The sequence below is a fragment of the Ideonella paludis genome (assembly GCF_018069865.1).
Taxonomy (GTDB): domain Bacteria; phylum Pseudomonadota; class Gammaproteobacteria; order Burkholderiales; family Burkholderiaceae_C; genus Ideonella; species Ideonella paludis.
This window is the reverse complement of the sequence record NZ_JAGQDG010000001.1, coordinates 23,240-49,092: the sequence shown is the minus strand read 5'-3', so window position 1 is coordinate 49,092 and position 25,853 is coordinate 23,240. Positions and strand designations below refer to the sequence as shown.

Genomic DNA, 25,853 nt, shown 5'->3' with positions numbered 1-25,853 from the left:
GCCATGGCACTGAAGGTAATGGTCATCTCCGCTGGATATGACGCCCAACTCAACGAGATGTCGCATGTCTGGCAAGCCCTGGCAGACCGCTGGGCTGTGGCCGTGCAGGTCGTTGCGCCCCGGCATGACCAGCTCAAAGCCCGCCGCGCCCCGCTGAGCCGGGCGCAGCATGGGGGGCTCTCGATCACCTGGGTCGAGCAGGCCTTTCCGCTGCGCCTGAGCCCTGAGATTCTGGCCTTGGCACAGGCCTTTCAACCCGACGTGCTGTTCGCGGGCCCGAGAGAGCATCTGGCGCTGGCCGTGGCTTTGGGCCGCGAGGTACACGCCCCGGTGTTGCTGCATACCGAATACTTCTATGCCGACCAGCGTTGGCTGCGCCGGCGCGACTACCTTGGCATCTCCCCCCTGCGCGGGCTGATGGCGCAGCGTGTGCGGCGGCGCACCCTGGCCCAGGCGCACACCGTTTGCATTTCTGACCCGCAAGAGCAGGTGCACTTCCAAGCGGGCGATGCCGTGGCCTACCTGCCGTGGCCGCACCTGCGCCAGGCTGCAGCGCACCCCCTGCCGCAGAGCGAGCGCGACCTCTCCACCCTGGTCTACATCGGCTCCCTCTTCCGCGCCAAAGGGGCCGAGCGCCTGGGTGTCTATCTGGCGCAGGCCTTGGCTGAGATCCCCGACCTGCAAGTCCGCGTGGTGGGCCCGGCGCTCGACGCCATTGGGCAAGCTGCGCTTGAGCGCATCCAAGCGGCGGGCGGTGCGCGGGTCCAGTGGCAAGAGTCCCTGCCGCGCGCCGAGGCCGAAGCCTTGATCGCCCGCGCTTTTTGCATCCTCTCCCCCGGCGACGGCATGGGTTGGGGCCAGATCGGTGATGCCTGGATGGCCGAGACCCCCGTGATCGCCGCCTGCGAACACTACGACCTGCGAGCCAACGTCAACTGCCTGATCGCTGCGACGGCCCCGGACTTTGTGGCCGCCGTGCAGCGCCTGCGCACGCAGCCTGCCGAGCGCGCCCGCCTGGCCCAAGGCGGCCAGCACAGCGTGGCCGCGCATGCGGTAGAGGCCGTCGCCGCCACCTTGCAGGGGCTGTTGGCGCGGGCCGCGTCAGCCACCCATCGGGAGCGGGCCTATGGCTGATCTCAGCGCCATGGTGGTGGGCGGGGCCCTGGGCTGGCTGGGTGCGGTCTTGGCGATCCTGGGCCTGTGGTTCGCCCTGCGCTTGTCGGGGCGCTTGAGCACCCAGGGCTTGATGCCTTGGTTCTTTCCCACCCAGGTGGCGGCTGCCGCGGTGTCCATGGCCACCACGGGCCGCAGCTTCGACGCCAGCGGCATTGTTGCCGACGTCTCAGTCACCGCCTCTTGGGCCGGGGAGTGGAGCATCCGCCTGGCGTCCGTCATCGCCTTGTGGGGCGCGGTGGATGCCATCGTGCGCTGGCTGCGCTCTCAAGAGCCCGCTTTCTCGCTGCGGTTGGTGCTCATGCTGGCCTTCGCTCTGCTGTGGGCCACGCAAGTGGCCTCGCCTGCTTGGTGGGGCAGGCACCCCAGCTTTCAAAGCTATTGGGTGTATGCACTGCCCGTCGGCATCGGCCTGCTGTGCCTCGACCGCCTGGCCACGCAGCAAACCTTGCGGTGGTTTCGCGATGCCCAAGCCCTGTTCTGTGGCCTTAGCTTGCTGCTGGGGGGGGTCTGGCCTGACCTGGCCTTGCAGCGTGGCTACGAGCAAGGCCTGATCGACGGCCTTCCCCGCTTGGCAGGCCTCGCGCCGCACCCCATTTCTTTGGCCGGCGTGGCCGCCACCACCTGGGTGGTTTTGCTCTACGTCCCCTATGCGCGGCTTGGGCTGCAGCGCCTGGCCTTGTGGACCTGCGCGCTGGTGGTGCTGCTGGCCCAGTCCAAAACCGTGTGGCTGACTTTGGCCCTGGTCCTGCCCATGATCATGGCCTACCAAGGCCGGCTGCCCACTTGGCGCAGCCTGTCGCAGCCCGGTGCACGTGGCTGGGTGGTGGCCGTCTATGGGCTGCTGCTGCTGGGCTCGCTCGGTGGCTTGGCCTGGGTGGCCTCGGGGGAGATGGGCGAGCGACTGAACAGCTACTGGGCCTCGTCAGAAGGGGCGCAGTTGATGAGCCTGACCGGCCGCGATCGCATCTGGGCTGTGGCCCTTGAAGAATGGCAGCAAAGCCAGCTCTTTGGCTACGGCATGCCCTTGTTTGATGAGGCCCATCGCGCGGCTGTGCAAATGAGCTCTGCCACCCATGCGCACAACCAGTTCGTCGACAGCCTGGCCCGCGCCGGCTGGGTGGGCTTGGTCGGTGCGGTGGTCTATCTCTTGGTCATCGTCGCAGCGGCTTGGCGCGTCGCCAAGCCCAGCCGGGGTTTGAGCCTCGCTTTGCTGATGATCTTGCTGGCCTTTTCCGTCACCGAAGTGCCGCTGTCACTGACCGGCATCGGCCTGGCTAATTTCTATCACATGGTGCTGCTGGTGGTCTTGGGCTCGGCCCTGGCACCGGGTGGCACCCGCGCGGAGGCCCAGCGTGCGCCCTGAGCCCGCCGAGCCTTTGTTCACCGTGGTCATCGCGCTCTATAACAAGCGCGAGTACATCCAGGCCACCTTGCGCAGCGTGCTGGCGCAGCGCGAGCCCGACTTCAACATCGTGGTGGTGGACGACGGCTCCACGGACGGCAGCGCCGAGCTGGTCCGCGCCATGGCAGACCCGCGCATCCACCTGATTGGCCAGCCGAACGGCGGCGTGTCCCAAGCCCGCAATACGGGCATGGCTGCCGCCACCGGGCGCTGGTGTGTCTTTCTGGACGCTGATGATCTGCAGCATCCCAGCTTCCTCAGCACCTTGCGTTGGTTGGCGCAGCATGCGCCGCAGTGCGAGATGCTGGCCACAGGGGCCGTGGATGTTGAGCCGCCGGCCGCGCTGGCCTGGTGGCAGCAGGCGGTGCAGGCCCCGGCCCCGGCGCTTCACCTCGAGCACATCGAGCTCATTGAAGACCTGCCGGCACGCTGGATGCGTGGCCTGACCATGATGTCCAGCTCCTTGGCCGTCAAGCGATCCTTGCTCCAGCGCATGCCTGCTGGCTTCGCGGTGGGCGAGTCCCATGGCGAAGACCTGGACATGTGGTTTCGTGTTGCCGAGCGCACGCCCCTTGCATTCATCGCCTTGCCTTTGATTGGCCGGGTGGTCGACCCCACCGGCCTCTCCAGCCAAACCGCCGCTCGCAGCGAGCCGCCCTTTGCCGAGCGCATGGTGCAGCGCGTGCGCCAGGGTGAATGCCCTGCACCGCTGCGCGCCTCAAGCTTGCGTTACGTCACGCACTACCGGCTCTTCTTGGCGCGCACGGCCGTGGTGAGCGGCCACCGCCGCTTGGCACTGAGCCTGCTGTGGCGGGTGCGCGCTGTCTGCTACACGCCCGGCTGGCTGCTGACGCTGTTGCTCATCGTCCTGCCGCGCCGATTGGCCTATCCTCTGCATCGCTGGCGCATTGACGGAAAGGTGCCCCCATGAGCCGCCCCTCCGCTTGGGCATTCTTTGAAGACCTCCGCGTAGCCCGCGAAGGCTTGTTGTCGCTGGGCTTTTGGGCGCTGCAGGTCTACCGCCTCGGGCACTTGCGCTACCGCTTTCAGACCCGGCTGATCCGCTGGCCGCTGGCGGTGCTGCACATCGTGTTGGCCAAGCTGGCGGAGATGCTCAGCGGCATCACCATTGGCGTCCAGGCCCGCATCGGCCGGCGCCTGATCATCGAGCACTCAGGCGCCATCGTCATCCACGGCCTCGCCTCTCTGGGGGATGACTGCATCATTCGCCAAGGCGTGACCCTGGGCAACCGCACGCTGGACGACCCATTAGCCGCGCCGCAACTCGGCCATCGTGTCAATGTGGGCGCTGGCGCAAAGATCCTGGGCCGCGTCGTCATTGGCGACGACGTGGACATCGGTGCCAATGCCGTGGTGCTGTGCGATGTGCCCAGCGGCCATGTCGCCGTGGGTGTGCCCGCCCGCGTGCGGCCCAAGCGGAGCGCACCTCGCCCATGAGCTCGCAGCCCTGTGTGGTGTCCGTGCTGATCAAGGCGCTGAACGAAGAGCGCCACATTGCCCGCGCCATTGAGTCCGCGCTGGCGGCGGTGGCGCGCGTGGGCGGCGAGGTCGTGCTGGCCGACTCACTCTCGACCGACCGCACCGTCCAAGTCGCTGCCACCTATCCCATCACCATCACCCAGCTCAGCCACGCCGATCAACGCTCCTGCGGCGTGGGCCCGCAATTGGGCCTGCAGCAGGCGCGCGGCCAGTTCCTCTACATCCTGGATGCAGACATGAAGCTGCATCCCGATTTTTTGCCCCAGGCCCTGGCCTTTTTGCGCGCCCACCCTGAGGTCGCGGGGGTGGCCGGTCAGGTCATCGAGCACAACCAAAGCAGCCTGGAGTTCCAAGCGCGGCTGGAGCGCGGTGGCGGCCATTGGCAGCCCGGCCCGGTCGACCGCTTGGACATGGGCGGCCTGTATCGGCGCGATGCGATTGAGCATGTCGGCTACTTCAGCGACCGCAATTTGCACAGCTACGAAGAGCTGGACCTCGCCCTGCGCTTGCGCGCCAAAGGGTGGCGCCTGCACCGCCTGGCCGTGCCGGCCATCGAGCATTGGGGCCACGACCTGCCGGCCTACACCCTTTTGCGCCGCCGCTGGCGCAGTGCCTATATCAACGGTGTCGGCGAGATCACCCGGGCCGCGTGGCGCAGCCCGCACTGGCCTTTGCTGCGGCAAGACCTGCGCGAGCTCAAGCTCTACACCGCCGTGCTGGTGTGGGCCTTGATGGGGCTGGGCTTGGCCGCCTTTCTGGCCTTGCAGCACCACGCAGCGGCTGCGCTGGCCGTGCTGGCGGCCCTGCTGGCCGCACCCTGGCTGGCGCAATGCTGGCGCAAGCGCAACTTGGCCAAAGCCAGCTATGCCACGGTGTCGTTGTGGCTGCATGTGGGCGGCCTGCTGCGGGGCCTGATGCACCGACGCAGAGACCCGCGCAGCCGCATCCCCAACACGGTGCTGCAGCGCGCCGGCGACGAGCGCCGCCCGAGCGAGCCTCCCCCGCGCCATGTCTGAAGCCCGCGTGCCCGCCCCCGACAAAGTCATCTTCATCGCCTGCCCCTGGAACCCCATCGGCGGCGGCATGTTCAAGGTGGCTGATTACCTGAACCAAAGCCAAACCCCGGCCTTGGTGCCGGCGGCCGCGCGCGCGCGGTGGGTGCCCTTGGACACCCGCGGCGGCGGCAGCGCGCTGGCCTCGGCGGGCGTCTTGCTGGGGGCGCTGTGGCGCATCGCCGCGCAGCGCTGGGCTGGGCGCTTGGTGGGCGTGCATGTCAACATGGCCGAGCGCCTGAGCCTGTTCCGCAAATGCGCGGTGGTGTTGTGGTCGCGGGCCTTGGGCGTGCCCGTGGTGCTGCACCTGCATGCCGCCCAACTCCACCACTTCTATGCCCGACTGCCCCGGCCCATCCAGGCGGCGGTGCGCGGGGTCTTCGGCTTAGCCACCCGCTGCGTGGTCTTGGGTGAGGCAGGCCGGCGCTTCGTCACCCAGACCCTGGCCGTGCCACCCGAGCGCGTCGAGATCGTCGTCAATGGCGTGCCGCGCCAGCCCACCGCACGCCGCGCCGAGCCCCAAGGCCTGAGCCCCCGCCGGCGCTTGGTCTTCTTGGGCAATCTGAGCGAGCGCAAGGGCGTGAGCGACCTGCTGCGCGCCCTGGCTCAAAGCCAGCAGGCTCAGCAAGGGCGGGTCGAGGCCGTGTTTGTGGGCGGCGGCGACATCGCCCATTACCAAGCCCTGTCGCACAGCCTGGGCTTGCAAGCCCAGGTGCAGTTTGTGGGCTGGGCCGACCAAGCCCAAGCCGCCGAGCACTTGGCCCAAGCCGACGCCCTGGCGCTGCCTTCTTACGACGAAGGACTGCCCTTGGTGATTCTGGAGGCCTTGGGCCAAGGCGTGGCCGTGATTGCCACGCCCGTGGGCGAGATCCCGCAGGCCTTGCAGCATGGCCAAGATGCCTGGCTGGTGCCACCGGGCGACACCACGGCGCTGGCGGCCGGCATTGACGCGGTGCTGGGCGACGACGCCCTGCGCCAGCGCCTGGAGCAGCGCGGCCTGGCCCTTTATGAACAACGTTACGCCCTGAGCCGCTTTGCAGACGCCGTGGCCGCCGTGCATTGGCGCTGCTTTGGCCATGCCGCCCGGCCCGTGGAGGGCATGCCGCATGATTGAAGACTTTAATCAGCTCGGCGGCGCAGCGGCCTTGGAAGCCGATGTCTGCATCGTGGGCGGCGGTGCGGCAGGCATCAGCCTGGCGCTGGCACTGGGCGAGCAGGGCGTGCAAGTCTTGCTGTTGGAGTCAGGCGGCCTGCAGCCCGAGGCGGCCACACAAGCCTTGTACCAGGGCACGGTCGCCGACCCCGCATTGCACAGCCCCGCCGACACCTACCGCCAACGCCGCTGGGGCGGCTCCACCACCTTGTGGGGTGGCCGCTGCGTGCCCTTTGACGACATTGACTTTGAGCCCCGGCCCTACCTGCCAGACACCGCCTGGCCGCTGCCGCATGCCGAGCTGGCCACCCACTATGCCGAGGCCACCCAGTTGCTGGAAGCCGGCGAGCCGCATTACGACGCCACGCACCCGGCCAATGCCTTCATGCCGCCGATGTTCGCGGGCTTTGAATCGCCACAGCTCAGCACCGACACGCTGGAGCGCTTCTCCTGCCCCACCGACATGGGCCGGCGCTATGCGCGCCGCTTGGCCTTGGCGCCCACGGTGCGCGTGCTGACCCATGCCAATGTCACGCACCTGCAGTTGGACCGCGCGGGACGGGCCATCGAGTCCTTGACCGTGCAATCCCTGCAACGCCGCCGCGCCGCGGCCAAAGCGCGCGTGGTGGTGTTGGCCACGGGCGGCCTGGAAGTGCCGCGCTTGCTGCTGGCCAGCAAGGATGTGCAGCCGGCCGGCATTGGCAACCACGCTGATCTGGTGGGCCGCCGCTATATGTGCCATATCGCGGGCAACGTGGGTGAGTTGACGGTGACGCTGCCGCGCGCGCAGGTGCATCACGGCTATGCCCGCTCGCCCCTGGGCGCTTATACCCGCCGCCGCCTGCAAGTGCGGCCCAATGTACAGTGCGAGATGAGCCTGCCTAATATGGTGGCCCGCCTGCACTTCCCCAAGATCACCGACCCGGCTCACTGCAGCGGCGTGCTCTCGGGCTTGTTTTTGGCGCGGCGCTTCATCAGCTATGAGTACGGCAAGCGCTTGAATGATGGCGAGGCCCACGGCGCCACGCACCTGCTGCGCCATCTGCGCAATGTGCTGGCCGACCCGCTGGACACCACCGCCTTCTTAGCCCACTGGTTGCGCCACCGCACTTTGGCCGAGCGCAAGTTCCCCTCGGTGATCTTGCGCAACACCAGCAACCGCTTCAGCCTCGAAGTCCATGCCGAGCAGATCCCGCGCCTGGACAGCCGTGTCAGCCTGGGCGAGGGCGTCGATGCGCTGGGCCTGCGGCAGCTTCATATCGACTGGCGCTACAGCCCGGCCGACATCGACGGCGTGGCGCGTTCATTGCGTGTGATGGGCCAGGCCCTGCAACAAGGCGGTGTGGGCACGTTCCACTTCGACCCCGAGACTTTGGAGCGCGACCTCACGCGTTATGGCGCGTATGGCGGCCACCACATTGGCACTGCTTGCATGGGCGCAGACCCGGCGCACAGCGTGGTCAACGCAGACACTCAGGTGCATGGGGTGCACAACCTCTTCATTGCCAGCAGCGCGGTATTCCCCTCCAGCAGCCAAGCCAACCCCACTTTGCTGATCGTGGCCTTGGCGCTGCGCCTGGCCCAGCACATCGGCCAGCGCGGCCGGGCGGAGGGCTGGGCATGACGACGTTCTTGGTGCTGGGCGGCAGTGGCTTTGTGGGCCGCGAGATCAGCCAAGCCTTGCTGGCCGCAGGCCATACCGTGGTGGTGGCCTCGCGTCAGCCGCAGCTTGCACCGCAGGCCCAGCTCAGCAGCCGCGCCCTGGACGTGCTGCATGAGCCCAGCCTGTTGCAAGCGCTGGCCGGCATCGACGTGGTGGTCAATGCCACCACCGGCAGCGGCACCGTCATTGCCCAAGGCGCGCAGGTTTTGGCCCGCGCCATGCGCCACGCCGGCGTGCGGCATTTGGTGCACCTCAGCTCGCAAGCGGTTTATGGTGCTCAAGAGGGCTGGCTGGCCGAAGACACGCCGCTGCAAGCCAGCTTGGGCTGGTATGGCGCGGCCAAAATCCAGGCCGAAGCCGCCGTGCGCCAATGGGTCGAGCAGGGCGGGCGGGCCGTGCTGCTGCGGCCGGGCTGTGTGGTCGGGCCAGGCAGCCCCTTGTGGACCACCCGCATCGCACGCTGGCTCCAAGCCGGGCACTTGGGCGACTTGGGCGCGCAGGGCGATGGCTGGTCCAACCTGGTCCATGTGCGCGATGTGGCGCAGGCCGTGGTGCAAGCCGCCGCTTGGCTGCAAACCGCTGAGCCCACCACTTGCGTGGCCTGCAACCTGGCCGCGCCCGATGCTCCGCGTTGGAACCAGTATTTCGCCGATGCCGCCAGCCGCTTGAACATCGCCCCCTTGCCACGCCTGAGCGCGCGGCGGCTGTGGTGCATCTCGCGCCTCATGGGCGTGCCACTCAAGGTGGCCGAGCGACTGGGCCTGAGTGTGCCGGTTTGGGGGCGTGCGCTGCCGCCCGGCATGGCGCCTTCGGTGGCGGCGCTGTGGGGCCAGCAGATCCGGCTTGATGTCCGCCGCAACCCGCCGTGGGGGCCGCTCGTGTGGACGCCCTACGTGCAGATGCTGGACGATTTTTCGGCGGCGCCATGACGCATTACATCGGTCTTCAGGGCTTGCGTTTTGTGGCTGCCGCTTTGGTGGTGGCTATGCACGCCAGCCTCTACATGGCGCAGCGCACCCAAGGCTTGAGCACCACCGACTACTGGCAAGCCGGTGGTTTCGGGGTCGACATCTTTTTTGTCATCAGCGGCTTTGTGATGGGCCACACCAGCCCGGTGCGGGGGCCTTGGGGCCAGCTCAACGGGGCCGAGGCCAAGACCTTTTTGCTGCGCCGCCTGATCCGCATCGTGCCCATGTACTGGCTCTACACGCTGGCCAAGTTGGTGGTCTTGCTGCTGCTGCCCAGCCTCGCCTTGCGCAACAGCTTGGACCCCACGCACCTGCTGGCCTCTTTCGCGTTTTGGCCGCACCGCGACGCAGCCGGTGCCTTCTTCCCACTGCTGCAAGTGGGCTGGACGCTGAACTTTGAAATGCTCTTCTACGCGGTCTATGCGCTGGCGCTGCTGTGGCGCCTGCCTGCCTTGCCGTGGACGCTGCTGTGCTATGCCGCCTTGGTCGGCTTGGCCCAGTGGGGCGGGCCAGACAGCGCCTGGGCGTTTTGGGCCCAACCCCTGTTCCTGGAGTTTGCGTTAGGGCTGGCGCTGGCTTCGCTGCGCGCGCCGCTGGAGCGGCTGGGCCCGGTGATGGGCTTGGGCCTGGCCGCGCTGGGCTGGGCTTGGTGGGCCCTGGGCTGGCCTGCGCCGGCCTGGGCTGCCGTGCTGGGCTCGGGCCTGCCTGCGCTGCTCATCGTGGCCGGCACCTTGGGGCTGGAGCCTTGGTTCCGGCAGATGCGGGGCGCCGCCTGGCTGAATCGCGGTGGCGACATCTCCTATGCCATCTACCTGAGCCACACCTTTGTGGTGCCGCTGTTGGTGGCCGGCCTGGTGCGGCTGGGCTGGCCGTCGGCGGCCTGGGCCGTGCTGCTGTCTTTGGTGCTCGTGCCGCTGGTCGCGGATGCCATCTACCGCTGGGTCGAGCAGCCCTGCACCCGCGCCCTCAAAGCGCGCTGGGTGCCGTAGCCGCAGGTCGGCGCAGCAGGCGGCGCAGGCCTTCGCGGGCGTCAGGCCCAAAGCACTGCGGCCACCAGCACCAGCAGGTCCACCACAGCACCGCCGGCAGGGCCAACAGCACCGGCAACTGCTGCCACTCATTGGCGCCCAGGGCGGCCACCCAACGCTGCGCGGCCCAGGCCGCCAGCACGGTCAGCGCCGTCAGGCCGATGCTGCGCAGCAGGATCGGCAACACCGCCCGCGCTGGCAACGCCAAGGCTCGCAGCGTGGCCGCCGTGATGCCCACCATGCGCAGCAGCATGATGCCCAGCGCCGCCCACGCAATGGCTGTCACCCCCATCGGTGCGGCCCAGTACACGCCCACCGCGCCCAAGGCCAGGGCGGGCAGTTGCGCCAGTGGCTCCTGCAGCCCCCGGCCCAGCGTCCACAGCAGCGGCGTGCCCAGGCCTTGCGCCAGGTAGGCCGGCACCGTCAAGAACAGCACCGCCAAGATGGCGCCCGAGCCCGCCCAGCGCTCGCCGTACACCACCAACATCAGCGGCTCGGCCAAGAAAGCCAAGGCCGTGAACACCGGCAGCACGAACACCCCCACCAGAGACAGCGACTGCAGATAGGCCGCCTGCACCCGCTCAGGCGCATGCTTGGCTTGGCCATACAGCGCCGTCAGCGTGGGCTGCAGCGTGCCCAGCAGCATGGTGCTGGGCATCAGCGCCAGGTTGGCCGCAATGTTGTAGAGCCCCACCGCATGGGCGGGCATCAGGCGCCCGATCAGCACCTTGTCCACATTGCTCAGCAGCCAGTTCATGATGTTGGTCAGCACCAGATTGCGGCCCTCGGCGGCCGAGGCCCGGTGGCCTGCATAGCGCAGCAGCGGCCGCCAGGCGTGCGGCTGCAAGCGCAGCAGGGCCACGGTGCTGACGCTGGTTTGCACCAGCCAGGCCGCCACCAGGGCCGAGGTGGTGTGGCCCATCCAGGCCATCGGCACACCCACCCCCAAATAGCCCAGCGCATAGCTGGCCACCTGGATCACGCCGACTTGCCGGAACTTCAGCGCGCGCTGCGCCAAGGTGGTGGCCACCGCGCTGGCAGAGGTCAACAAGCAGGTCAGGCCCAGCCAGCGCACCACATCCACCGCGCGGGGCTCCCGGAAGAACTCGGCAATCCAAGGCGCGGCCCACCACAGCACCAGCGTGGCCGTGCCACCGGCCAGCATTTGCCAGGTGAAGGCAAAGCGGATGTCTTGCTCGGTGATGCCGTCGCGGTAGAGCAGGCTGGCCCCCAAGCCGAGGTTGGAGGCAAAGGTGGCCAGCGTCAGCACCACCATGCCCAGGCCAAAAATGCCATAGACCTCCGGGCCCAGCATCCGCGCCAGGATCACCTGCGCGAGGAACTGCAAGCCGAAGCGAGCCACGGTGGTCAGCGTGCCCCACTTCACCGCTTTGGCGCCGGTTCTGACGAGTCCGCTCATCGCACCATCAGCCTCAGGCTGCGCAGCAAAAAGGCCGGGTTGCCGATCACGTAACGGCGGAATAAGCGTTTGGGCTCGCGCGCCAGCCTGAACAGCCACTCCAGCCCGCAGCGCCGCATCCACACCGGCGCGCGGTCAAAGCGGTCACCCATGAAGTCGATGATGGCGCCGCCGCAGACGATCAGGCAGGGGTGCTGCAGGTGGCGGCGCAACTCCGCCGCAATGCTTTCCTGCTTGGGCATGCCCATGCCCAGCACGATGAGGTTCGGCCGGTCGCGCAGCGCCTGCTCCACATAGTCCGCCGCGGTGCCAAAGCCATGGCAGGTGAACATCTGCGCGCCATGCGCCAGGTCGCGCTGCACATAGCGCGCGGCCTTGGAGAGATAGGGCTCGACCGTGCCATACAAGGCCACGCGGCGGCCTTCATAGCGCTCCAGCAGCTTGGGGATCAAGTCGGTGCCGTTCAGGTTCACGCCGGGGTGGCGGCCCAGCATCAGCAGCAGCAGGTGCATGCCAGCGCCATCGCGCAGCAGCAGGTCGGCGCCGGCCAAGGCCTCGCCAAAGCGCTGGTGGCTCACCACACTGTTCATGGCATGGGCGTTCACAAAAGCCATCACCGTGGGCCGGTTGATCTGCTCCAAGGGCTCCCACAACTCCGCCTCCAAATCGCTGGCGTGGCGCACCACGCGCAGGGCTTGGAGCAACTGCCGCCATCGGCCTTGCCAGGTGCTGGAGGCAGGGGACTCATCTTCACGCTTTGTGTCTGAACTCATGGCTGAACTGCGGCCACCTGTCCCATCAAACGCACACGCTCGGCAGCGGGCAGGGTTGCAAACAGGCTTTGGGCAAAACGCTGGTGAACGGCATAGCCCTCTTCGGGGTTCAGCTCGATCGACGACACCCTGAACAACAAACCATCGGGGATCAAGCCCCGCAGGCCGTAACGCATCTCGGTCAATTTCTTGGCGATCCCACCGCTGAAGGGCTGGTCGCCCACCAGCGTCCAATAGGTCACCGACTCGCGGCGGCTGTTGCCGAGTTGGGTCGAGAGCCGCTTGATCGGCAGGCTCGCGCCGCCCAGGGGCAGCGTGGCCTTCTCTTGGGACAGCAGCCGAAAGCCCTGGGCCGGGTAGCAGACCTCGGGGTAATGCAGTTGCATGCCATCGCGCTGGTCTTCACCGTAGGCCAACGACAGCATCACGCGCTGGCCCTGGCGGTTCACATAGACCCGGCTCAGTGTCTGGCTGTAGATGCGGCTCAACTGCTCGGCCTGCTGGGGGTTGACCACGCTGGCCGTGGCCGGCACTTCGGTCCACTCGCCAAAAGCCTTGGGCATTATTTGCTCCAACTGCAAGCGGCCTTGCACCTCGACCAGCTTGCGGCGCGGCGTCAAGCTCCAGGCCAGCAGCGCGCACAGCAGCATCAGCAGAGCGGCCAACAGCGCGTGGCGCAAAGCGCGGTCTGGCGCGCTCATGCTGCCGTCTCCCCGCGCCAGCGGCGCAGGCGCTTGTCCAGCCAGTGCACCGCGCCGTCCACCGTCAAGATCAGCAGCAGCGCGCTCAAGAACAAGACCATGCCCGCAAAGCCATGCAAAAAGCCTTGCCCGGCCTCGTCACCAAAGTGGTAGGTGATCAACACCAACACCATGACCCGAATCACATTCGCCGCAAAGCTGATGGGCACGATCAGCACCGCCAGCGTCACGTTGCGGAACACCGAGGCCGACTGCACCAAGTTCAGGTAGAACAGGCCCAGCGCTTCCAAGGTGAACAAGGTGTGCAGGCCCGCGCAGGCGTCGGCCACCAGCATTTGGTAGGGCCCCACCTGCAAGATCACACCCGTGCGTGCAATCGGGTAGCCTGCCGCATACAAGATGTGCTCGGCCACATAGGAGACGGCCATCTTCATCGGCGCCGTCATCGCGTCCACCAGCAGCGCCGGCAGCGGGATCATGAACAGCATGAAGAACAGCGGGAACCAAATCGCCCGCGCCTGCTGCGGGCCACGCAGCAGCAGCACACAGCCCAGCAGCATGGGGATCAGCGAGCCCACCTCAAACAGCAAAATGCCTTGAGAGCGCCCCAGCGCATACAGCAGCCCAAACACCACGAACAGCGGCCATGCCAGCAGCGGCTGGGGGCCGGCGCCGCCCACGGCATCGACCAGCGCCCAGCGCTTGTAGATCAGCCAGCAGGCCAGCGCCAAGATCACCGGCCCGTGGCCTTGCGTGTCGTCGGCCCAGACGCCGCTGAACAAGCTCACCAGCGTGGGCACATACAGCGCGCACAGCCCCGCCAGCAAGACCAGCCAAGGGGCGTGGTCCTTCCAGCGCAGCGAGGGCAGGGTGCTCACGGGGCAGGCGGCTTCAGTACTCGTTCATCACCACGCCCACCACCTTGGCGGTGCTGGCGCTGAGGGCTTGAACCAAGGCCTTGAGATCGTCCACCCGCACCGAGTTTTTGCGTGCCACCATCAGTGCCACGCCGCAGCGTGCCGCGGCCACCAGGCCATCGGCGCCAAACTCTGCGGCCGGGGTGTCCACCACCACATGGTCGAACTTGCTCAACAACTCATGCAGCAGCAGGCCAAAAGCCGCGCCTTCAATCAGCTCCAGCGGGTTGGGCGGCTGAATGCCCACGGGCAGCACAAACAAATTGCTGATGCCCTTGACCGGCTTGATCACGTTCTCGCCGGGGCGGCCCGACAGCAGGCCCGACAGCCCCGCGTGGTTGTCCACGCCAAAGACCTCGTGCAGGCGCGGCCCGCGCAGGTCGGCGTCCACCACCAAGGTGCGGCCGCCCAACTGCGCCAAAGCCACGGCCAGGTTGGCGGCAAAAAAGGTTTTGCCATCGCCCGAATTGGGGCTCAAAACGGCCAGCGCCCGCTTGGTGGTGGGCGCACCTTCTTCGCCTTGGGTGCGCATCAAGATCTGCGCCCGCGTCGCGCGGAAGGCCTCGGCCTGTTGGCTGAAGGGTTGGTTCAAGACCACCAGCTCGGGGTGGGCCGCCGTCTGCGCGCCATCGGCCACCGCGTAGTTGAACTGCTCGGCCAGGGCGTGCAGCACATCGTCGGGCGAGGCATAGCCCAGCTTGATGGCGGCCTCGCCAAACTTCAGGCCGTGCAGGCGTTGGTGTTGCAGGATCTCGGCCACTTGCGCGGCGCTCAAGGCCCGCGTGTCGCGGATGATGTCGCCAATCGAGCGGATGTCTTCGCTGCTGGGCAGCGAGCCGAAGGTGGATTGAGTCTGGCTGTTGTCCGTCATGGCTCAAGCCTTTGCAGAGCGGGTGGGAGAAGCCAGGCGGCCCGAGATCACGCGCTGCGCCATCAGCGAGGGCTTGCCCCGCGCCAAGATGGGCTTGGGCACCACGCCCAGCACCGGCACACCCAAGGTGTCGATCAGGTCGGTGGTCGAGCGCACGCGGCGGTCCAGCAGCTCGCGCACCAGGGCCAAGCCCACAGCCAAGAGCGTGCCCACAAAAGCGGCCAGCGCCATGTTCAGCAGCACCTTGGGCGACGAGGGCTTGAGCGGCACCGTGGCCGGGCTCAGCACATTGATATTGCTTTGCTGGGTTTGGCTCTCCAGCTGAGTTTGGTTGAGGCGGCCGACGATGGTGTCGTAGCTGCGCTGGGCGTTCTCCACATCGCGCTGCAGCACCGCCATCGCATCGCGCTGCTCTTTGAGCTTCAGCACCTTGGCGCGCTGCGCCTCCAGTTGGCTGCGCGTTTGCGCCTCGCGCGAGGCATTGATGGAGGCCGTCACACCCACGCTGCTGGTCGAGCGCTGCAGCTCGGTGTTCAGGCGGCTGCGCAGCTCGGCCACGCTGGCCTTGGCCTGCTCCACTTGCGGGTGCTTGTCGCCCAGGCGGGTGTTCAGCTCTTGCAGTTGGGCCTCGGCGCGGTTCAGCTCAAATTTAAGGTTAGTCACCACCGGGTTGACCATGGCTTCGCTGAGCCGGTCGCCCTTGCCCGCTGCGGCTTGCGCCTCGCGGCTGCGGCTCTCGGAGGAGATGGCTTGCATCATCACCAGTTGGCTGGAGAGGTCGTTCAGGCGCGCCGTCTCCACATCGAGGCGCTCGTCCGAGCCCACGATGCCGTTGTCACGCTGAAACACACTCAGGCGGGCCGAGGCCGCCTCCAGCGCATCGCGGGCGTCTTTGGCGCGTTGGTCAAAAAAGCCGCTGTACTGCTTGGCCGGGTCCACGCGCAGCTCCACTGCGGTGTCGATGTAGGCCTGCACAAAGGCATTCGCCAGCGCCGCGGCAAAGGCCGGGTCCGGCGCCTGGAAGCCAATGCTGATCACATTGCTCTCGCGCGAGGGGCGCACTTCAAGCTGCGTCAGGAAATTGCGCGCCAGCCAGTCGTTGATGTCGCCTGCGCCGCCCGTGGCCTCTTGCCACTGCTCGCGCACCAAGGGGTTGTTGTTCAGCTTGAGGTTGCGCGCCACGCGCGTGGCCACCCGGCTGCTCTGGATGATGTCCACCTGCGTGGCCATGATGGAGGGGTTGAGCACCGGCCCCAGCACCAAGCCGGTGATGGGGTCAGGCTTCACATCCACCACCACACTGGCGGTGGCCGTGTAGCGCTTGGGGCTCAAGAGGCTGAAGGCTGCTGTGGCCAGCAGCACCAGGCCCAGCAGTGCGGCAGAGAGCTTCCAGCGGGCCTGCAAGATGGCCACAAATTGCGAAAAATTCATACCGGCCGCCTCAGAACAAACTCTCTCGAACAAAGATCACATCGCCCGCGCGCAGCGTGTCCGTCATGCGGGGCTGGATCTCCTCCACCTGGCCGGCCTCATTGCGGCGGTGGATGCGAATGCCGCGGTCGGTGCCGCGCTGCGTCAAGCCGCCGCCTGCGGCCAAGCCTTGCAGCAGCGTCATGCCGCGGTCCAGGCGCAACTGGCCGGGCCGCTGCACCTCGCCGTAGATGTAGACCACGGGCGCGCGCTCCACATAAATGACATCGCCGCCCTGCAGCACGATGTCGTCATAGCGGCGCCGGCCGTCCAACACCTCGGGCAGGTCGATCACCTTGCGAAAGGCCTGGCCGTCGCGCGTGCCCACCACCACCACCTCGTCGCTGGCTTGGTTGGCCACCACGCCGCCGGCCTGGGCCAGCACATCAGAGAGCTTGGTGCCGCCGTTCTCCAGCGCAAAGCGGCCGGGCCGGTTCACCTGGCCCAGCACACTGACCTGGCTGCCGCGGGCTTGCATCAGCACCACATTGACCTGCGGGTTCTTCACGAACTCGCCCTTCTTCAGCGCGGCGGCAATCACCTGCTCGGCCTCGCCCACGGTCTTGCCGCCCAACATCAGCGCGCCCACCAGCGGGAAGGAGATCACGCCGGTTTCAGACAGCCGCGTCTCCAGGCTCAGGTCTTGGCTTTGATAGACGGAGATGCGGATCACATCCCCGCCGCCCAAGCGGTACTCGGCCTGTGCCGCCTCGGTGGTGGGTGTCATGGCCTGTGCGCTGTGCAGCGGTGCACACACCAGCAGCGGGGCCGACAGCAGCGAGGCAAGGAAAAACTTATTCATGGTCAGCATCACAGGGGCACTCACTGGAGGCCCAGGCCCTTCTTCAAAGTGGCGTCGTCCAGCTTCTGGCTGGCCGGCGCAGCGGCCGGGGTGGGCGCCGGGGTGAGGGCAGGGGCCGCGCTGGCGGCGGCCGCCGCAGGCTCGGCAAACTTGCCCTGGTACTCGATCTTGGCGCTGCTGCGGGCGGCCTTGATGGCGGCTTCCACCGCCTGGCGCTTGCGCTCATTCAAGATGAACTGCTCAATGGCCGGCGTGGCCTGCTCCAGGCTCACCGGGCCGGGCTGGGCAGCGGCAATGTGCAGCACCTTCAGCGGCTTGCCGCCTTGGGCCAGCACCAAGTTTTGGCCCACATTCAGCGTGCCGATTTTGTCCACCACCGACATCGGCAGCGACTCCGCGCCCTGCGTGCTCTGGCTCACCTCAAAGCGCACGTCCATGGCGGTCAAGGCGGCGGCCACCTCGTTGGCATTGCGGGCCTGGGTCATCTTGGTGTCCAGCAGCGCGGGGTCAATGCTGCCAGCCTTCAGGGTGAACTCCTGCAGGGTGTAAGCCCGGCGCTTGGCAAACAAGGCGGGCTTGTCGTCGTAATACTGCTGCACCTCTTGGGCGCTGGGCTTGGCCACGGCTTCAGCCACTTGCTCGGCATAGGCGCGCGCAATGATCTCGCGCTTGGCCGCCTCCATCGCCGCCACCACCTTGGGGTCACGATCCAATTTTTGGGCCACGGCGCTTTGCACGGCCAGTTCTTGGTCGATCAAGCGTTCCAGCACCTGGCGGCTGGCGCTGTCGAGTTGCTCGGGCTTCAAGCCCCGCTGCTGCTGCAAGGCCTGGTTGATCTGGTGCACCGTGATTTCACCGTCATTCACCCTCACGGCGGCTTGGGTGGCCGTCTTGGGCTTTTCGCCGCAAGCCGCCAGCAAGCCCACCGACAACAGGGTGGCCACCCAAAAAGGACGTTGCAAATGCATGAAACAAAGCCTTGAGAAACAAAAACCGGGCGCTCAGGGCGCCCGGGATCTTGGATTTGGTACAACCTGTTACGCCATTCTAAGCGCCGCCCCCCTTGAGAGGATTGTTTCTAGGGGTCTTGGGCAATTTTTCACAACAGATGCTGGGCTTTGTTGAGATTTCGTGCTTTGTCTTTTGAGCCCAAAAGCGCCCTTTACACTTATTGCATGTTGTCGCGGCCCCTCCATGTTTGAAGAACGCAGTGCCAAAAAGCGGTTCCTGAGCGCTCCCCCGTCCATCCCCACCGTGATCGCTGCGGTGCTGGAGCCCGTCATCTCTGCACTGTGCTTGCTGGTGTGTCTGCACCTCTACCGCCAGCCGCTGGAGGGCCTGAGCATGGGCCTGATCACCACCGTGGCCGTGCTCACCTTTCCGGGGCTCAACCGCTTTGGCCGCAACCCGGTGGCCACTGCCATCGACATCCTCATCTCCTGGTACGGCGTGCTCTTTGTGTTGTGGATGCTGGGCTTTGCCGTGGGCAAGCTCGATGCGCTCAACCACGACATGCTGCTGGCCTGGGCCATCTCCACACCGGTCTGCCTGTGGCTGTGTACCCAGGCCGGTACCTTGTGGTTCCGCCACCAAGCCAGCAAGCCCGAAGCGCGCCGCCGCGCCGTGATCGCCGGGGCCAACAACCTGGGCCTGCGCGTGGCCGAGATGCTCACGCAGCGTGCCGTGCCCCCGCACGAGTGCCTGGGCTTTTTTGACGATCGTGAGCCCGCCCGCCTGCCGCCTGATGCCCATGTGATCGGCCGCCTGGAAGCCATGCCCGACTTCATCGACAAGCATGGCGTCAAAGACGTGTTCGTGGCGCTGCCTCTGACCTCGCAGCCGCGCATCATGAACCTCATGGCCTCGCTGCAAAACACCACGGCCTCGCTGCACTTTGTGCCCGATGTCTTTGGCGTCAACATCATCCAAGGTCGCCTGCAAGACATCGGCGGCATCCCGGTGGTGGGCCTCACCGTCACGCCCTTCACCGGCGTCAATGGCCTGGTCAAGCGCACCAGCGACATCGTGCTGGCCACCCTCATCCTCATCCTCATCGCCCCGGTGCTCTTGCTGATCGCGCTGGGCGTGCGACTCAGCTCGCCGGGGCCTGTCATCTTCAGGCAGCACCGCACCGGCTTGGACGGCGAGATCATCAAGGTCTACAAGTTCCGCTCCATGCGCACCATGGACAACGGCCCGGTGGTCAAGCAAGCCACCAAAGACGACCCCCGCGTCACCAAGTTCGGCGCCTTCTTGCGCCGCACCTCGCTGGACGAGCTGCCGCAGTTTGTGAACGTGCTGCAAGGCCGCATGAGCATCGTTGGCCCGCGCCCGCATGCCGTGGCGCACAACGAGCACTATTCCAAGGTGGTCAAAGCCTATATGGCGCGCCACAAGGTGCGGCCGGGCATCACCGGCTGGGCGCAGGTCAACGGCCTGCGCGGCGAAACCGACACCCTCGACAAAATGGCCCGCCGCGTGGAGTTCGACCTCGAATACCTGCGCAACTGGTCTTTGGGCTTGGACCTGCTCATCATTGTGCGCACCGTCAAGCTCATGATCTTCGACCGCGGAGCCTACTGAGTGACGCGCCATTGCTCTCTCCACCCGCTCGCTGCCGCAGCCCTGTGGGCCCTGCTGGCGGGCGCCGCACTGCCTGCAGGGGCCCAGCAAGACACCGGCTTGGCGGTGGGCGTCTCGCAGCAGCTCTTGCACGACAGCAATGTGCTGCGTGCCCCTGAAGGCAATGAACAAGAAGCCTGGGTTTCGCTCTCGGGCTTGCGCCTGAGCCTGGACACGCCCGTGGGGCGCGGCAGCTTCAAAGCCAATGCCAGCGCAGATGCGGTGCAATACCGCCACCTCAGCCAGCTCAACCACACCAGCCTCAAGCTCGACGCCACCTTGGCCTTCGAAGCCGCTGACCACGTGTTTGGCGAGGTCGGCGCCGCCACCGAGCAAAGCCTCTATCGCTACGACCAACTCGGCCTGCTGCAAACCCAGCGCAGCCTGCGTCGCGACAGCCGCGCCTTTGTGGCCGCCCGCGTTGGCGTGGTCACCAAGTGGACGGCCGAAGGCACGCTCAGCCTGCAAGACACCCGCTACACCGACGTGCCGCTCTCGGTGCGCGACCAACGCTGGCTCACCGCCGAGGCCGGCCTGCGCTACCAGCCCAGCCTCGACCTCTTCTTCCGTGGCGTGGTGCGCCACATCGACGGCGCCTTCACCCGCGAGGGCTTGGTCGATGACGACTTCCGCCGCCAAGAGATTGAAGGCGTGGTCTTTTGGCAAGCCAGCGGCGCCAGCAGCCTCACTGCATCTGCAGGCCTGATGCGCGAAGCCCACACCCTGGCCACGGTGCGCGACAGCCGCAACTGGCTGGGCTCGGTGGCCTGGGCCTGGCAGCCCACCGCCAAGCTGCAACTCAACACCCGCTGGGCGCGCGACAGCAATGCCGGCAGCAACCTCAGCAGCACCGACGCCGCCTTCAGCAATGCCGACACCGTGCGGCGCAGCACCGCCAGCCTGGGCGCCACCTGGCGCCTCAGCCCCAAAGTGCAGCTTACCGCCCAGGCCCAGCGCGCCCAGCGCACGCTGGACAACACCTTCAGCGGCCTGGTGCAGCAAAGCCGCCAGGGCCGCGACACCACCGACACCCTGGGCCTGACCCTCAGCTACAAGCCCCTGCGCTCGGTGGGCTTGTCGTGCTCGGCCCACCAGAACCGCCGCACGGTAGAAGGCGACTTGGGCGGCCTGAGCTACGCCTTCAGCGCGGTGGATTACGGCTGCGCGGGCCAGTTCTGGCTGCGCTGAACCCTCGCCCCCAAATACTCCCCCCATTGGGGGTCATTACTTTTGGGGATGCCCGGTGCTTATGCGCCAAATTAGGGGGTTAAAGCGTGGACAAATTGCAGAGTGTTCCGCTATAGCTTGCACCTATATCGTGCGAAGCTCCTCTATGATTCGGCACGTTCAATACATCTCCATTAACAATTTTTCTTAAGAGAGATGTAAGTGCCAGCGTCTCGCGCTTGGTGTCTCCCTTGCCCCCTCTGTCATGGCCGCCATCAAGTTCCCAGATTTCCCTGTCAGCATTCCCGCCAGCGAGCTCATCTATGGCGCCGACTCTGACTTTGTCATCAACGCCTACTTGGCGTTGCAGCACCAATGGCCAGACCAGGGGGGGTATGCCCATTACCTCTATGTGTTGAGCCAGCACCCCGGCCATCGGGTCAAGGTCCTCAAAGAAATTGCCAGCTCTGATGTGGCCCGCTACAGCGGCACCAAGCTGGAGATGGACCTCCCCGACAACCACCTCTGGGCCAAGAGCCTCAACGACCCGCAGCGCTACCTGCACACCAGCCATGGCCTGCGCGTGGCCAAGATCCTCAGCGATGTGCAGGGCCTGCGCACACTCATCGGCAACCTCAGCCTGGGCAAGCTCAGCGAAGCCCTGCGCACTGTGGTCGATACCCAGCAAGGCCACTTAGCGGCGCTGGAAAGCCGCCTCTCTGACAACACCAGCTTGGTGCAAGCCCTCGAAGCCCGCCTCCTTGAGCTGGGCGGCGCAGCGGCAGCCCCCGCCGAGTCCGACGCCAACGGCAGCGCCGGTAGCGTCAGCGACAGCACCTGGGTGCACACCGCCCTGCATCGCCTGACCGAGCGCCTGGGCCAGATGGAGCGCCAAGCCCAAGAGATCCAAAACCTGCGCCAGCAACTCGACGACACCCGTGTCGAGCTGGCCGCTCTCAAAGCCCATACCCACGGGCAAATCAAGCGCGAAGTGGCCGAGTACGTCAACGCCATGCTGGCCGCCAGCCGCGCGCAAGAGCATTCCACCTCCTCCGCACCAGCCGCTGCTGGCGAACCCGAGGTCTGACATGCCTGCACAACAGCCCCAGCCTCAGGGCGAGCACGCGCCTGCGCGCCAGCCTGTGGTGATCTTCACGCCGCTGCCGCCCGCCAAGAGCGGCATTGCCGACTACAGCTACGAGCTGCTGGATGACCTGGTGGCTGCAGCGCCCGACCGCGAATTGGTGGTCGTTTCCCCGCAGGCCAGGTCTCACACCAACCGCGCCTGGCGCGCCATCACGCCTGATGACTACAACCGCAGCACCGAGCTGCACAACGCGCCCACCGTCTACCAACTGGGCAACAACCGCGACCACGTCTTTGCCTACAACGCCTTCTTGAAGCGCCCCGGCGTGGTGGTGATCCACGACTTCAACCTGCACTACCTCATCGAAGACGCCACCCTGGTGCTGGGCGACCTGGCCGGCTACCGCCGCACCATGGTGGACGAATACGGCGAGCCCGGCGGCACCCTGGCCGACCTGCGCCAACTGGGCTATTTCTCGGAGAGTCAAAAGCTCACCCTCAGCCTCACCGGCCACGTGCTGCGCCGCGCCACGGGCGTCATCGTGCACAGCCAGTGGGTCTATGACCGCCTGCCCGCTGAAGTCAAAGCCCGCGCCGTGGTCGTGCCCCACCACTTTGCGCCCCAAGCGCTCCACTACGAAGACCTCGACCGCGAAGAAGCTCGCAGCCGCCTGGGGCTGGACCAAGACATCTTCACCGTGCTGGCGCTGGGCTACATTACGCCGCCCAAGCAAGTGCAGGCCACCCTGGCCGCACTGGGCATGCTCAAGAAGCGCGGCCTCGAGTTCCGCTTCTTGATTGGCGGCGAGCGCAACCCCAGCTTCGACATCGACGCCCACATCCGTGAGCACGACCTCGTCGCCGAAACCACCGTCACCGGCTTTCTCAAAGAAGACGACTTCTTTCACTGCATCCGCGCCTCGGACCTGCTGGTCAACCTGCGCTACCCCACCGTGGGTGAAAGCTCGGGCACCCTGGCGCGTGCGTTGGTGCTGGGCCTGCCGGCCATCGTGCACAACTTTGGCCCAGCCTCGGAGTACCCCGAAGGCGTGGTGCGCAAAGTGCCGCTGGAGCCTGGCACGCCCTATGTGCTGGCCGAGGCCATCGAGGCCCTGATGCGCCAGCCCCAAGCCCGCCAACACCTGAGCCAGCGCGCCCGCGCCCACATGCTGCAGCACTGCAGCGTCGAGGGGTCGGCCCAGCAATACGCTCGCGTGTTTGAGCGCTTCTTCCCTCTGGTGCCCGCCCCTGCGCAAGCCAGCCCGGCCCCTGCCTGACGCGGCCCCAGCCCGCCGCTCGACTGCCCCGCCTCTTGCGTATGCGCCTGCCCCAAAGCACCCTTTTGCCCCCACCGGGCCAGCCCCTGCCCACGCTGGAGGGCGAGGCCAGCGCGCACGACCTCGGCCAGCTCTACCTGGCCATCCTGGGCCGCGAGGCCGAGGCCCAACTGCTGCGTAACCCGCCACTGCGTCCGCTGCACGATATCGCTGCTGAAATGCTGCGTAGCGACGAGTTCAATCAAAACGTGTTGCAAGCCTTGGTGCAGCAACGTAGCCTGCCGCACGATAAGCTCAGCGAGCAACAACATCGCAGCCTGGGTTTGTGGCTTACCGAGCGCGCGGGCTGCGCGCCGCTGCCTCCCGACGCGGCAGGCTCAGAGCAAAACGCCGCAGCCCCGCTGCCCACCCCCAGCCCCGATGAGCCGCCCGCACCTGCCGAGTTGCTGTTGCGGCTGGCTAGCCACCCCGCGCTGGCGCCGGTGGTTTACCAAGCGCATGGCAGTCTGTTCACTCAGGCGCTGGAAGACCTTTCCACGTTGTTGCTCGCAGGGCAGGTTCGCCTCAGAGGCAAGATCGAATTCGTCAACCGCGAGTTCATCCAGGGCTGGTTGGTCGATGCCTCGGGCCGCCGCCCTCAGCTGCAGGTGGAAGTGCGCTACAACGGCCGCTTGGTGGCCACTGCCAGCGCCCACAGCTACCGGCCCGATATCCACCAGCGTTATGGCGGCAGCGGCATGGCTGGCTTCCGGGCCAAGTACAACCCCACCCTCTTCCCCCCCGGCGAGCCTGTGTGCTTCACCTTGCATGAAGCAACCAGCGGAGTAACGGTGGGCCCCGCCTACACATTCCGCAACAGCTTCTTTGACCAACTCAGCGTGGCTCAACTGCTGGCCAAAGAGTTTGACGAGATCAAACAGCGGCTCGATGTGCTGGCGGGCATGGTGCCCCAGGCCCTGAGCTACAGCGCCTTTCCGCTGGAGCACTTCGACCTCTACCGCCAAACCCACCGCGTGGCCCCACCGCCTTGGCTTGTGGCCGAGCAAAGCCGCCCCGGCAGTCGGCCTGCCCAGCGCCCCAGCCAGCGCTTTACCTTGGTGCTGGACGCCACCCAAGCCCGCAACGCCACGGCCGTGCGCATCAGCATCGACAGCCTGCGCCACCAAGTGGGTGGCGTGCCTTGGCAAGCCTGGGTGGTGGGCGGCAGCGCCGATGTGGCGGATGTGGCGGGCGTGCTGGCCGCCGTGCAGCCCCAAGTGCGCCACCTGCCCACCTGGGCCGACGCCCAGCAAGCCCTGGCCCGCCTGGCCCAAGACCCTAAGCAGTGGACCGTGCTGCTGCGCGCCGGTGAGCTGCTGGACCCACACGCCCTGGCCTGGCTGCTGGCCGCCGCCCAGCCCGAGGCCGACCCGGCCCTGCCCGAAGCGCCCGCCACCGCCCCTATCGTTCTCTACTGGGATGAAGACCGCCTGGAGCATCGCTCCGGCCAAGCTCCGCAACGCGGTCCGCGTCATTGGGCCCCGGTGCTGCGCGCCGCTTTCGACGCTGATGCTTTGCTAGAGCTGAACGTGTTGGGCTCCAGCCTGGCTGTGCAGGCTCAGGCCTTGTGCGCCGCGACCCAACTGTTGGCGGCGCATCCTCGACAAGCTGAACATGAAACGCCAGAGCAAGACTCAACGCTGCACCCTTTGTGCCACGATGAGCGAGAGCGCTTGGCTTGGGCACTGCACGCCCAAGGCCCGCTGCGCCACGTGCCCCAGTGGTTGTTGACGAGCACATTGGTGGCGCTGCCCCAAGATGCCAGTGCCCCTGCTGACTACTCTTGCTTGGTCGCCCGCGTGCCCCCTGAGTGTTTGCAGCCCCTGCTGCCCGCCGCCTGGCAAGGCCAGCGCTGGCAGCGCGTGCCAGACCCAATCGCCCCGCAACTGCCCAAGCCCCTGGTGCGCTGGCAGCCCCAGCGCCCCAAGGCGCTGCTCAGCGTGCTGATCCCTACGCGCGACCACTGGGAGCTGGTGCAGCAGTGTGTTGACAGCCTCTATGCCCAAGCTCTGCACCCCGAGGCGCTGGACATTGTGGTGGCCGACAACGGCAGCACCGAGCCCGAAACCCTGGCCTACCTGGCCCAAGCCCAGGCCAGCGGCCGCCTGCGCTGCCTGCGCGTGGACGCGCCCTTCAACTGGAGCCAGCTCAACAACCGCATGGCCGCTGCCGCCAAGGGCGAGCTGCTGCTCATCCTCAACAACGACACCCTGATGCTCACCCCCCAGTGGGACGACATCTTGCGCGGCCAGCTAGAGCGCCCGCATGTGGGCGCCGTGGGCGCCCGCCTGCTGTTTGAGGACATGACCCTGCAGCACGCCGGCATCCAATTTGGCTATGAAAACTTTGTGGGCCACGTGGCCGCAGAGCAGCCGCCCGACGACGCCATGGCCTTGTTCGAGACCCAGCTCACCCACGCCGTCAGCGGCGCCACCGGCGCCTTCCTGGGCTGCCGCCGCGAGGTCTTTGAAGCCACCGGCGGCTTCAATGAAGCCGATTTCGGCGTCACCTTCAACGATGTGGACTGGTGCATCCGCGTGCGCGAGCTGGGCCTGGCCGTGCTCTACGTGCCCCTGCTCAGCATGGTGCACTACGAGTCCAAATCACGCGGGTTTGACTTCATGAACGAGCGCAAGCAAAAGCGCGCGGAGTATGAGCGGGATCAGATCTTGCAGGGGCAGAGCACATTGTTCAGAAGCGATCCATCAAGGTCGCCTGCGCTGAGTTCCTGGTCGGGTGGAGCTCGTGCTTTGCGTTAACTCAGAA

General features: G+C 66.8%; 22 protein-coding genes. 14 read left to right on the top strand and 8 right to left on the bottom strand.

Annotation, left to right across the window (positions count from 1 at the left end; genetic code table 11):
• Nucleotides 1-3 precede the first annotated feature (3 nt).
• Genes KAK11_RS00200 through KAK11_RS00160 form a run of 9 tightly spaced genes read left to right on the top strand, consistent with a single transcriptional unit; the run spans nucleotide 4 to nucleotide 9,903 of the window.
• Nucleotides 4-1,134 carry a glycosyltransferase family protein gene (locus KAK11_RS00200; RefSeq protein ID WP_210804972.1) on the top strand — a complete coding sequence of 377 codons (1,131 nt, stop codon included), beginning with the start codon at nucleotides 4-6 and terminating at the stop codon, nucleotides 1,132-1,134.
• Nucleotides 1,127-2,539: an O-antigen ligase family protein gene (locus KAK11_RS00195; RefSeq protein ID WP_210804970.1), complete on the top strand. Its 1,413-nt coding sequence runs from the start codon at nucleotides 1,127-1,129 to the stop codon at nucleotides 2,537-2,539. Before KAK11_RS00200 ends, KAK11_RS00195 begins: the two co-directional genes overlap by 8 nt.
• Nucleotides 2,529-3,509, top strand: coding sequence for a glycosyltransferase family 2 protein (locus tag KAK11_RS00190; RefSeq protein WP_210804968.1), 981 nt, complete (start codon nucleotides 2,529-2,531; stop codon nucleotides 3,507-3,509). The genes KAK11_RS00195 and KAK11_RS00190 overlap by 11 nt, the downstream gene beginning before the upstream one ends.
• On the top strand, nucleotides 3,506-4,036 hold the full coding sequence (locus KAK11_RS00185) for a serine O-acetyltransferase (RefSeq protein ID WP_210804966.1): 531 nt from the start codon (nucleotides 3,506-3,508) through the stop codon (nucleotides 4,034-4,036). Before KAK11_RS00190 ends, KAK11_RS00185 begins: the two co-directional genes overlap by 4 nt.
• Complete coding sequence (locus KAK11_RS00180) at nucleotides 4,033-5,094, top strand: glycosyltransferase family 2 protein (RefSeq protein WP_210804964.1); 1,062 nt, start codon at nucleotides 4,033-4,035, stop codon at nucleotides 5,092-5,094. Before KAK11_RS00185 ends, KAK11_RS00180 begins: the two co-directional genes overlap by 4 nt.
• Nucleotides 5,087-6,244: a glycosyltransferase family 4 protein gene (locus KAK11_RS00175; protein WP_210804962.1), complete on the top strand. Its 1,158-nt coding sequence runs from the start codon at nucleotides 5,087-5,089 to the stop codon at nucleotides 6,242-6,244. Before KAK11_RS00180 ends, KAK11_RS00175 begins: the two co-directional genes overlap by 8 nt.
• Nucleotides 6,237-7,907, top strand: coding sequence for a GMC family oxidoreductase (locus tag KAK11_RS00170; RefSeq protein WP_210804960.1), 1,671 nt, complete (start codon nucleotides 6,237-6,239; stop codon nucleotides 7,905-7,907). Before KAK11_RS00175 ends, KAK11_RS00170 begins: the two co-directional genes overlap by 8 nt.
• Nucleotides 7,904-8,875: an NAD-dependent epimerase/dehydratase family protein gene (locus KAK11_RS00165; protein ID WP_210804958.1), complete on the top strand. Its 972-nt coding sequence runs from the start codon at nucleotides 7,904-7,906 to the stop codon at nucleotides 8,873-8,875. The genes KAK11_RS00170 and KAK11_RS00165 overlap by 4 nt, the downstream gene beginning before the upstream one ends.
• Nucleotides 8,872-9,903, top strand: a complete 1,032-nt coding sequence (locus KAK11_RS00160) for an acyltransferase family protein (RefSeq protein ID WP_210804956.1) — start codon at nucleotides 8,872-8,874, stop codon at nucleotides 9,901-9,903. Before KAK11_RS00165 ends, KAK11_RS00160 begins: the two co-directional genes overlap by 4 nt.
• On the opposite strand, the gene KAK11_RS00155 is transcribed toward KAK11_RS00160, so the two are convergent.
• The 8 genes from KAK11_RS00155 to KAK11_RS00120 are packed head-to-tail and all read right to left on the bottom strand — an operon-like array spanning nucleotide 9,881 to nucleotide 17,864.
• Nucleotides 9,881-11,362 carry a lipopolysaccharide biosynthesis protein gene (locus tag KAK11_RS00155; protein ID WP_210804954.1) on the bottom strand — a complete coding sequence of 494 codons (1,482 nt, stop codon included), beginning with the start codon at nucleotides 11,360-11,362 and terminating at the stop codon, nucleotides 9,881-9,883. The genes KAK11_RS00160 and KAK11_RS00155 overlap by 23 nt on opposite strands.
• Complete coding sequence (locus KAK11_RS00150) at nucleotides 11,359-12,135, bottom strand: WecB/TagA/CpsF family glycosyltransferase (RefSeq protein ID WP_210804952.1); 777 nt, start codon at nucleotides 12,133-12,135, stop codon at nucleotides 11,359-11,361. The genes KAK11_RS00155 and KAK11_RS00150 overlap by 4 nt, the downstream gene beginning before the upstream one ends.
• Nucleotides 12,132-12,836, bottom strand: coding sequence for an exosortase-associated protein EpsI, B-type (gene epsI / locus KAK11_RS00145; protein ID WP_210804950.1), 705 nt, complete (start codon nucleotides 12,834-12,836; stop codon nucleotides 12,132-12,134). The genes KAK11_RS00150 and epsI overlap by 4 nt, the downstream gene beginning before the upstream one ends.
• Nucleotides 12,833-13,714, bottom strand: coding sequence for an exosortase B (gene xrtB, locus KAK11_RS00140; protein ID WP_210804948.1), 882 nt, complete (start codon nucleotides 13,712-13,714; stop codon nucleotides 12,833-12,835). The genes epsI and xrtB overlap by 4 nt, the downstream gene beginning before the upstream one ends.
• A gap of 13 nt (nucleotides 13,715-13,727) precedes the next feature.
• Nucleotides 13,728-14,624 carry a polysaccharide biosynthesis tyrosine autokinase gene (locus tag KAK11_RS00135; protein WP_210804946.1) on the bottom strand — a complete coding sequence of 299 codons (897 nt, stop codon included), beginning with the start codon at nucleotides 14,622-14,624 and terminating at the stop codon, nucleotides 13,728-13,730.
• A gap of 3 nt (nucleotides 14,625-14,627) precedes the next feature.
• Complete coding sequence (gene epsF, locus KAK11_RS00130; RefSeq protein ID WP_210804944.1) at nucleotides 14,628-16,055, bottom strand: chain length determinant protein EpsF; 1,428 nt, start codon at nucleotides 16,053-16,055, stop codon at nucleotides 14,628-14,630.
• A 10-nt stretch (nucleotides 16,056-16,065) separates the two neighbouring features.
• Nucleotides 16,066-16,896 (bottom strand): polysaccharide export protein EpsE, encoded by an 831-nt coding sequence (epsE, locus tag KAK11_RS00125; protein WP_310737716.1) that lies wholly within the window; start codon nucleotides 16,894-16,896, stop codon nucleotides 16,066-16,068.
• Nucleotides 16,897-16,916: 20 nt separating this feature from the next.
• Nucleotides 16,917-17,864, bottom strand: coding sequence for an EpsD family peptidyl-prolyl cis-trans isomerase (locus KAK11_RS00120; protein ID WP_210804940.1), 948 nt, complete (start codon nucleotides 17,862-17,864; stop codon nucleotides 16,917-16,919).
• A gap of 226 nt (nucleotides 17,865-18,090) precedes the next feature.
• Between KAK11_RS00120 and KAK11_RS00115 the strand changes: the two genes are divergently transcribed.
• The 5 genes from KAK11_RS00115 to KAK11_RS00095 all read left to right on the top strand — a co-directional run bounded on the left by KAK11_RS00115 (nucleotide 18,091) and on the right by KAK11_RS00095 (nucleotide 25,846).
• Entirely contained in the window at nucleotides 18,091-19,479 is a 1,389-nt protein-coding gene (locus tag KAK11_RS00115) for an undecaprenyl-phosphate glucose phosphotransferase (protein WP_210804938.1), read from the top strand.
• Nucleotides 19,480-20,706 carry a hypothetical protein gene (locus KAK11_RS00110; RefSeq protein ID WP_210804936.1) on the top strand — a complete coding sequence of 409 codons (1,227 nt, stop codon included), beginning with the start codon at nucleotides 19,480-19,482 and terminating at the stop codon, nucleotides 20,704-20,706.
• A 244-nt stretch (nucleotides 20,707-20,950) separates the two neighbouring features.
• The gene (locus KAK11_RS00105) at nucleotides 20,951-21,772 is read left to right on the top strand and encodes a hypothetical protein (protein ID WP_210804934.1); all 822 of its coding nucleotides are present in this window, start codon (nucleotides 20,951-20,953) and stop codon (nucleotides 21,770-21,772) included.
• Between the two features lies 1 nt (nucleotide 21,773).
• On the top strand, nucleotides 21,774-23,048 hold the full coding sequence (locus KAK11_RS00100) for a glycosyltransferase (RefSeq protein ID WP_210804932.1): 1,275 nt from the start codon (nucleotides 21,774-21,776) through the stop codon (nucleotides 23,046-23,048).
• Nucleotides 23,049-23,089: 41 nt separating this feature from the next.
• Complete coding sequence (locus KAK11_RS00095) at nucleotides 23,090-25,846, top strand: glycosyltransferase (RefSeq protein WP_210804930.1); 2,757 nt, start codon at nucleotides 23,090-23,092, stop codon at nucleotides 25,844-25,846.
• Nucleotides 25,847-25,853: the final 7 nt, after the last annotated feature.

Excerpts from the sequence above, each read along its gene's own strand:
- KAK11_RS00115 (WP_210804938.1), top strand. The coding sequence starts at position 18,091 with ATGTTTGAAGAACGCAGTGCCAAAAAGCGGTTCCTGAGCGCTCCCCCG.
- epsI (WP_210804950.1), bottom strand. The coding sequence starts at position 12,836 with ATGAGCGCGCCAGACCGCGCTTTGCGCCACGCGCTGTTGGCCGCTCTG.
- KAK11_RS00105 (WP_210804934.1), top strand. The coding sequence starts at position 20,951 with ATGGCCGCCATCAAGTTCCCAGATTTCCCTGTCAGCATTCCCGCCAGC.
- KAK11_RS00175 (WP_210804962.1), top strand. The coding sequence starts at position 5,087 with ATGTCTGAAGCCCGCGTGCCCGCCCCCGACAAAGTCATCTTCATCGCC.
- KAK11_RS00155 (WP_210804954.1), bottom strand. The coding sequence starts at position 11,362 with ATGAGCGGACTCGTCAGAACCGGCGCCAAAGCGGTGAAGTGGGGCACG.
- KAK11_RS00160 (WP_210804956.1), top strand. The coding sequence starts at position 8,872 with ATGACGCATTACATCGGTCTTCAGGGCTTGCGTTTTGTGGCTGCCGCT.
- KAK11_RS00200 (WP_210804972.1), top strand. The coding sequence starts at position 4 with ATGGCACTGAAGGTAATGGTCATCTCCGCTGGATATGACGCCCAACTC.
- KAK11_RS00165 (WP_210804958.1), top strand. The coding sequence starts at position 7,904 with ATGACGACGTTCTTGGTGCTGGGCGGCAGTGGCTTTGTGGGCCGCGAG.
- KAK11_RS00195 (WP_210804970.1), top strand. The coding sequence starts at position 1,127 with ATGGCTGATCTCAGCGCCATGGTGGTGGGCGGGGCCCTGGGCTGGCTG.
- KAK11_RS00150 (WP_210804952.1), bottom strand. The coding sequence starts at position 12,135 with ATGAGTTCAGACACAAAGCGTGAAGATGAGTCCCCTGCCTCCAGCACC.
- KAK11_RS00185 (WP_210804966.1), top strand. The coding sequence starts at position 3,506 with ATGAGCCGCCCCTCCGCTTGGGCATTCTTTGAAGACCTCCGCGTAGCC.
- KAK11_RS00100 (WP_210804932.1), top strand. The coding sequence starts at position 21,774 with ATGCCTGCACAACAGCCCCAGCCTCAGGGCGAGCACGCGCCTGCGCGC.
- KAK11_RS00180 (WP_210804964.1), top strand. The coding sequence starts at position 4,033 with ATGAGCTCGCAGCCCTGTGTGGTGTCCGTGCTGATCAAGGCGCTGAAC.
- KAK11_RS00095 (WP_210804930.1), top strand. The coding sequence starts at position 23,090 with ATGCGCCTGCCCCAAAGCACCCTTTTGCCCCCACCGGGCCAGCCCCTG.
- KAK11_RS00120 (WP_210804940.1), bottom strand. The coding sequence starts at position 17,864 with ATGCATTTGCAACGTCCTTTTTGGGTGGCCACCCTGTTGTCGGTGGGC.
- epsE (WP_310737716.1), bottom strand. The coding sequence starts at position 16,896 with ATGAATAAGTTTTTCCTTGCCTCGCTGCTGTCGGCCCCGCTGCTGGTG.
- epsF (WP_210804944.1), bottom strand. The coding sequence starts at position 16,055 with ATGAATTTTTCGCAATTTGTGGCCATCTTGCAGGCCCGCTGGAAGCTC.
- KAK11_RS00135 (WP_210804946.1), bottom strand. The coding sequence starts at position 14,624 with ATGACGGACAACAGCCAGACTCAATCCACCTTCGGCTCGCTGCCCAGC.
- KAK11_RS00170 (WP_210804960.1), top strand. The coding sequence starts at position 6,237 with ATGATTGAAGACTTTAATCAGCTCGGCGGCGCAGCGGCCTTGGAAGCC.